6 protein-coding genes and 1 pseudogene are annotated in these 6,710 nt (G+C 58.8%); 4 read left to right on the forward strand and 3 right to left on the reverse strand.

The window, feature by feature from the left end; genetic code table 11:
• Nucleotides 1–128 precede the first annotated feature (128 nt).
• Both AB4043_RS15870 and AB4043_RS15875 read left to right on the forward strand, forming a co-directional pair.
• Entirely contained in the window at nt 129–1,001 is an 873-nt protein-coding gene (locus tag AB4043_RS15870; RefSeq protein ID WP_442302219.1) for a helix-turn-helix domain-containing protein, read from the forward strand.
• A 265-nt stretch (nt 1,002–1,266) separates the two neighbouring features.
• Entirely contained in the window at nt 1,267–2,238 is a 972-nt protein-coding gene (locus AB4043_RS15875) for an alpha/beta fold hydrolase (protein ID WP_442302220.1), read from the forward strand.
• Between the two features lie 468 nt (nt 2,239–2,706).
• On the opposite strand, the gene iscU is transcribed toward AB4043_RS15875, so the two are convergent.
• From iscU to AB4043_RS15890, 3 genes and pseudogenes are all read right to left on the reverse strand, one after another.
• Entirely contained in the window at nt 2,707–3,129 is a 423-nt protein-coding gene (gene iscU / locus AB4043_RS15880) for a Fe-S cluster assembly scaffold IscU (RefSeq protein WP_442302221.1), read from the reverse strand.
• 76 nt (nt 3,130–3,205) lie between these two features.
• On the reverse strand, nt 3,206–4,459 hold the full coding sequence (locus AB4043_RS15885) for an IscS subfamily cysteine desulfurase (RefSeq protein WP_442307486.1): 1,254 nt from the start codon (nt 4,457–4,459) through the stop codon (nt 3,206–3,208).
• A 19-nt stretch (nt 4,460–4,478) separates the two neighbouring features.
• A pseudogene (locus AB4043_RS15890) lies at nt 4,479–4,766 on the reverse strand (RrF2 family transcriptional regulator); the annotation flags it as partial.
• A 203-nt stretch (nt 4,767–4,969) separates the two neighbouring features.
• On the opposite strand from AB4043_RS15890, the gene AB4043_RS15895 reads away from it, so the two are divergent.
• Together AB4043_RS15895 and AB4043_RS15900 are read left to right on the forward strand one after the other, a co-directional pair.
• Nucleotides 4,970–5,125 carry a hypothetical protein gene (locus AB4043_RS15895; RefSeq protein WP_442302224.1) on the forward strand — a complete coding sequence of 52 codons (156 nt, stop codon included), beginning with the start codon at nt 4,970–4,972 and terminating at the stop codon, nt 5,123–5,125.
• A 47-nt stretch (nt 5,126–5,172) separates the two neighbouring features.
• Nucleotides 5,173–6,651, forward strand: coding sequence for a DUF885 domain-containing protein (locus AB4043_RS15900; protein WP_442307487.1), 1,479 nt, complete (start codon nt 5,173–5,175; stop codon nt 6,649–6,651).
• The last annotated feature ends 59 nt before the right edge of the window (nt 6,652–6,710 follow it).

A 6,710-nucleotide genomic window follows, 5' to 3' on the forward strand; every position in this document is an offset into this window, starting at 1 on the left:
GATGGAGACAGTGATGGAGACAGTGGACATAGATATTTAGATGCGACAGGGAACCCGTCCGCATCATTTCCAGTATATCGTTCCAGCACAAACGGAGCCGTCCTGGAACCATGCGCAGGGAGGGAACCATGCCGCAGGCAGAGCCAAAACCGCTGATTCTGGCCCAGGGAGCTTCGAAACAGGGCGTAATCTTCCAGCTTCGGCGCGATCCTGCAGGGACGCTGGAGATGCCGGGTCTGGAGAATGCTCTGATTGCCGTCCACGTGGGACCGGCGGCCCGAGTCGCCTGCCGCCGCGAAGGGAGGTGGTTCTCGGGAACGGCCGTTCACGGTGACATCGATATCATTCCCGCTCACGTGCCGGCACGCTGGCAGATGCATGACGAAAATGACATGGCGCTGCTGCTCAGCATGCCGGGGAAACTTCTTCGCTCCGTGGCCGAGAGCAGCGGCCTGAATCCGGACAAACTGGAGCTGCTCAACCGCTACCAGGCGCGTGACACAGAGTTGGAGACGCTGGCCTGGGCGATCAAGCGCGAGATTGAAAACGGCTTTCCTTCCGGAACGCTCTACATGGATGGACTGTCCCTGGCGGTTGCATCGCGCCTGGTGACGCGGCACAGCTCGTTGACGGTGCGCGAAACCCGCGCCAGGCAGTCGCTAAGCGGGCACAGGTTGAAACAGCTTCTTAGCTTCATCGAAGAGAACATCGCCGAGGATCTCTCGCTTGGTCAGTTGGCAGGGACGGCCGGCATGAGCCAGTCACACCTGAAGTCTGTCTTTCGGGAGGCAGTGGGGACGCCGGTGCATCAGTATGTCATCCAGCGGCGTGTGGACCACGCCAAACGGCTGATGCGGCATGGTGGCCTGACGATGGCAGAGATCGCCCAGGCCGCGGGGTTTGCGCATCAGAGTCACATGGCGCGCCATCTGCGGCGCGCCGAGGGAACGGCGCCGATGGAGCTGCGGCGCAGGATGACGGAGATGACGGCGGCGGATTAGAGAGAAGCGGGTCCTTCGCTAATCACCCCAGCGAACAAGTTCGCTGGGGCCCCGATCGCTCAGGATGACAAGTAAGCAGCGGTTCGCGCGTAGCGCGAATACCCACGTCCCAAAATCGGGACACCACCCCAACGAACAAAGTTCGTTGGGGACCCGGGACATGGGGCACCCGGAGTATGGGCTCATCATGGATCGTCCGCTGAATGTGCTCATGAGCGTCTGAATGTGCGCGAAAGGTTTGTCTGGGCTGGCGATACTGCGATCTATGACTCGCAGAGACCTTCTTCGCTCCTCCGCTTTTGTCGCAGCCGGTTCGTGCTCACCCATCATTGCGGTGGCAGAGAATCAGCGGCTCGATGTGAACTGGTACACCCGTTCTCGCAGGTTTGCCGAACTGAGCTTTGGCCGCATTGCGTATGTCGAACACGGCCGGGGCCCAGCGGCGCTCTTCATTCATGGATATCCGCTCAACGGCTATCAGTGGCGCGGTGCCCTTGAACGGCTACATGGCGAACGCCGCTGTATCGCGCCCGATCTGATGGGGCTCGGCTACTCCGAGCCGAATGCAGGACAGGCCATCACTCCGCAAACCCAGGCGGAGATGCTGGCGGCATTGCTCGATCATCTGAAGGTTGAGAGCGTGGATCTGGTAGCCAACGACAGCGGCGGCATTACGGCGCAGATCTTCATCGCTCTGTACCCGCATCGTGTACGTTCGCTGCTGATGACCAACTGCGATGTGGACACGAACAATCCACCGCCGCAGTTCGCACCTTTCATCGAGTTGGCGAAGAAGGGAATACTGGCCGATCGTTTCATTGTGTCGCAGCTGCAGAACAAGGAACTGGCGCGGTCGCAGAAGGGAATGGGGCAAGCCTTCAGCTATCCGGAAAAGCTGGCGGACGAGACGATTGACTACTACCTTAGCCCGATTGCGGCAACAACGCAGCGGCGGGAACAGTTTCATTCCTACACCGTTGCGCTTGGAGAAAATGTCCTGGTTCCGATGCGAGAGCAGCTTCATTCATGGAGCGGACATGCACGCATGATCTGGGGACTGAAAGACTCGTTCTTCCCGGTGGAGTGGGCCGACTGGTTGAACACTACGCTGCCGGGGGCTCGCGGCGTGAAGCGGGTGCCGGATGCGAATCTCTTCTTTCCGGAGGAGATGCCGGACCTGATTGCGGGGCAGGCGAAGATGCTGTGGGATATAGAGCATTTTCCCGTTGCTGGGTAGCGAAAGCGACGTGCAGCGGCGTTTTCATTGCGGAAAACGCCCATAGATRCGGAAACCCTACTCTMCACCTACAGGGAAAATGCTCTAGGGCCGAAGACGGCGGCATAGCGTGAAGTCTGATCACGTCGAGAATCACCAATTCGCGCGTTTGCTAATGCATCGACAAATTCCAAAGCAGTACAGTCTCGTTGCCCCATTCTTCGCGGTTTTATCGCGAAGGGTGGGGTATCGCGCTTCGCGCGACCGTCTTTCTATGCCTAACGTTGATGTAAATAGGAGTGCTCAGGAAAGTGAAGGCCAGGCCCATGTCCCCGAGGGACACCACCCCAGCGAACCAAGTTCGCCGGGGAACCCGAATATCCCACCCATCGCGATGCGATGGATGGGGCACCCAGTGCATCGCTTGGTTTTTAAAACACAAAGGCGCAGACCTTAGTCTGCGCCTTTGGTTATGAATGCCGAAGGAGACTAGTGAGCGACAGCGGCCGGAGCGGCAGCCTCGGTCTCAACGCTGTTCTTCTTCTTCCAGTCGCCGATCGCGGCGCGGATGGCGTCTTCCGCCAGAACCGAGCAGTGGATCTTGACCGGAGGAAGCGCGAGCTCCTTCACGATGTCGGTGTTCGAGATGGAGAGAGCCTCGTCGATGGTCTTGCCCTTCACCCACTCGGTGGCGAGCGAGGAAGAAGCGATGGCCGAACCACAGCCGAAGGTCTTGAACTTGGCGTCTTCGATGACCTGTGTCTCGGGGTTGACCTTGATCTGCAGGCGCATCACRTCGCCGCACTCGGGTGCGCCGACCAGGCCCGTGCCAACATCCTCGGAGCTCTTGTCCAGGGTGCCGACGTTGCGGGGGTTGTTGTAGTGGTCTACGACCTTATCGCTATATGCCATATTTCGTTTCCTCCCTCACGGGTTCCTTGAGTCTTAGATTAGCTTTCAGGGACGAAGGTTCGTCCGAATTCTCTGTTTAGTGTGCTGCCCACTCGATCTTGCTGAGGTCGATGCCTTCCTTCACCATCTCGTAAAGCGGGCTGAGTTCGCGCAGCTTCTGCACTACGTCGATCAGTTTGTCGGCAACGTAATCTACTTCTTCGATCGTGTTGAAGCGGCCGAGGCCGAAGCGGATGGAGCTGTGCGCAACGTCGTCACCCAGGCCGAGGGCCTTGAGCACATAGCTGGGCTCCAGGGTGGCCGAGGTGCAGGCCGAACCGGAGGAGACAGCGATGTCGTTGATGCCCATCAGCAGGCTCTCGCCTTCCACGTACACGAAGCTCATATTCAGGTTGCCGGGCAGATGGTGCTCCATGTTGCCGTTGACGTGAATATAGTCAAGCACAGACTCGAACTTCTGGCGGAGGTGATCGCGCAGGGAGGAGAGCCGCTTCGACTCTTCTTCCATCTCCTGGCCGGCGAGCTCACAGGCCTTGCCCAGGCCGACGATGCCGGGAACATTCAGCGTGCCCGAACGCATGCCGCGCTCGTGTCCGCCGCCATTGATCTGTTCCGAAATCTGCACACGTGGGTTGCGGCGGCGAACATACAGTGCGCCTACACCCTTAGGTCCGTAGATCTTGTGGCCGGAGAGTGAGAGAACGTCGATGTTGTCCTTGATGACGTTGACTGGGATCTTGCCTACAGCCTGCACGCCGTCACTGTGGAAGAGCACGCCCTTCTCATGGCAGAGCTGTCCGATTTCGGCAACCGGCTGAACGACGCCGATCTCATTGTTGGCGTACATGATCGAGACGAGGATGGTCTTGTCGTCAATGGCGCGCTTCAGGTCTTCGATGTCGATGAGGCCGTCGGCCTTTACCGGCAGGTAGGTGACGCGGTAGCCCTGCTTCTCGAGTTTCTTACAGGTGTCGAGAGTGGCCTTATGCTCGGTAACCTGAGTGATGATGTGGTTGCCGCGCTCGCGATACATCTCGGCGATGCCCTTGATGGCGAGGTTGTTGGATTCAGTCGCGCCCGAGGTGAAGATGATCTCCTTGGCGGTAGCGCCGATCAGCTTCGCGACCTGCTCACGGGCATTCTCTACAGCCTGCTCCGCCTCCCAGCCGAAGCTGTGGTTGCGGCTGGCGGCGTTTCCGAAGACGGTGGTGAAGTAGGGCATCATCGCCTCCAACACGCGCGGATCCAGCGGCGTGGTGGCGTGGTTGTCCATGTAAATGGGGAGCTTCACACCCTTCGGCGCGGCAACGGTAGCGGCAACAGTGCTCATAACTCTTGATCTTCTCCTTACAATCTTTCTCGTCCGTGATAAACAGCGGCCCATCGATCGTGCGGATAACCTCAAAGGCGCTGATCTCGTTTGCCGGCTTCGCCAGCGCATAACCGCCGCGCGTGCCTGCGGTTGAGACCAGCAGGCCGCCCTTGGCGAGCGTCTGCAGAATTTTCGCAAGCAACTGAGCGGGAATATGGTAGGCCTCGGCAATGTCTTTGGCGCTCTGGGCACCGTTATCCACGTGCTCGGCCAGATACTTCAGAGCCATCAGCCCGTAGTCCGCTTTTTTTGTCAGCCTGAGCATGCCGTTTCGCCTGGGAATCGTACAGACCCGGAGGTCTCACGATATAGGACAAGTCTAGTCCACCCTCAGGGTGAAAGCAACACCTATTAGACGATAATTATTATCAAAGTTGGTGAATGGCGTTGACATAATGGCCATTGCGGGTAAAAATCCGAGTCATCCGGGACCTGCGGTATATGCCGTCTTCCGGATCGATTCGTCCCATGAACCTTGACTGCAAGCACCCTCAGGTCCGCGTCGTCTCCCGCGATGAAGATGCGGAGTTCGTTGAATGTCTCCAGTGCGGAGAAGTTTTTGACTCCGAAGAGTTCCATGACATGCAGATCGAAGAAGAAGTCCTCGACGACGAAGAAGAGTAGGCGGGAAGGGACGAGGAGTCCCGGACGATCTCTGGTATTGTCGCTGCATGCGTCTTCTCCATGCGGTAGTTCTCTCCAGCGGCATTGCTGTGTCTGCGGCCGCCTTCGCCCAGGTTGCACCCGTCGCTGAGCGAGTCGCCGCTCAAAACAAGCTCTTCGAAGACGAGTTCCAGGAGAGCCTGCGGCAGTCTCCTCAGCGTGCGACGGCTTACGGCGACTATCGCTATAACGACCAGCTCGACGACGTCTCTCTGGCGACGATTGCCCGCCAGAACCAGCACCGCAAGGCGTATCTGGCAAAGCTGGATGCGATTTCGACCACGGGATTTCCGGAGCAGGATCTGCTCTCGCATCAGCTCGCTGTCCGCAGCCTGAAGCTGGCTCTCGAGAACTACGAGCTGAAAGACTATGAGATGCCCGTCGACCAGATGGGCGGGCCGCACTCCAGTCTGGCGGATCTGCCGAATGCCGTTCCTCTGGATTCGGTGAAGCAATATGAGGACTACATCGCGCGGCTGCACCAGGTCCCGCGCGTCTTCCAGCAGACAATCGAAGCGATGAAGGCCGGTGAGAACGATCACCTGATGCCGGTGCGGTTTCTTCTGGAAAAGGTTCCGGGACAGTGCGAGGGAGTCATCCTGGATGAGATCAAGCGGATTGAGGTTGAGATGACTGCGGTGGCCAAACGTGCCGGATATCCGGACCTGGTCAGCTTCCGGGCATCCCTCGTGGGGAATCCGAAGTACATTCCCACCTCGGAAGAGCAGATCCTCGACAACTTCCGCAAGGCGATTGCGCAGATGGAGCCCAAGCTTCCGCAGCTCTTCACTCTGCTGCCCAAGTCGCCGGTTACCGTCGAGGCTATCCCTGCTTTCCAGGCGGCCATGGCGACCCATTACCAGACCGGTACCCTCGACGGAAAGCGGCCGGGCCGCGTGTCGGTTGCGGTCTCCGATTTCCAGCACCGCGACACCATCAAGGACGAGGCGGTCGCGTACCACGAGGGGATCCCTGGGCATCACATGCAGCTCTCGATCCAGCAGCAGCTTACCGGCCTGCCCGGTTTCCGGCTGCATGGAGGCAACTCCGCATATGTTGAGGGCTGGGCGCTCTATGCCGAGCAACTGGGCAAAGAGGTTGGTTTCTACCAGGATCCGGTCTCGGACTACGGCCGGCTCTCTTCAGAGCTCTTCCGTGCGGTGCGCCTGGTCGTCGATACGGGAATTCACGATCTTGGCTGGTCGCGCGACCAGGTGGTCGAATTTATGAGAAATTCACATGCCGTGGACGAGCCTACGATTCAGTCGGAGACAGACCGGTATATCGCATGGCCGGCCCAGGCGCTCTCCTACAAGCTGGGACAGTTGAAGTTTGTGGAATTACGGGAGCGGGCAAAGAAGGAACTGGGGCCGAAGTTCGACATCCGGACCTTCCATGACGAGATGCTGGACGGAGGGGCGCTTCCCCTGGATGTTCTGGATGCCCGAACCGACCGCTGGATCGCGGCGCAGAAGGCGGCGCATTAGAGCATTTCTCCTGTAGGTGTAGTGTAGGGATTCGTTATCTATGGGCGTTTTCCATAATG

Source organism: Terriglobus sp. YAF25, from assembly GCF_052113305.1.
Taxonomy (GTDB): domain Bacteria; phylum Acidobacteriota; class Terriglobia; order Terriglobales; family Acidobacteriaceae; genus Terriglobus.

What these genes read in the sequence shown, in the direction of transcription:
- AB4043_RS15870 (WP_442302219.1), top strand. Translation starts at nt 129, where the DNA reads ATGCCGCAGGCAGAGCCAAAACCGCTGATTCTGGCCCAGGGAGCTTCG.
- AB4043_RS15875 (WP_442302220.1), top strand. Translation starts at nt 1,267, where the DNA reads ATGACTCGCAGAGACCTTCTTCGCTCCTCCGCTTTTGTCGCAGCCGGT.
- AB4043_RS15885 (WP_442307486.1), bottom strand. Translation starts at nt 4,459, where the DNA reads ATGAGCACTGTTGCCGCTACCGTTGCCGCGCCGAAGGGTGTGAAGCTC.
- AB4043_RS15895 (WP_442302224.1), top strand. Translation starts at nt 4,970, where the DNA reads ATGAACCTTGACTGCAAGCACCCTCAGGTCCGCGTCGTCTCCCGCGAT.
- AB4043_RS15900 (WP_442307487.1), top strand. Translation starts at nt 5,173, where the DNA reads ATGCGTCTTCTCCATGCGGTAGTTCTCTCCAGCGGCATTGCTGTGTCT.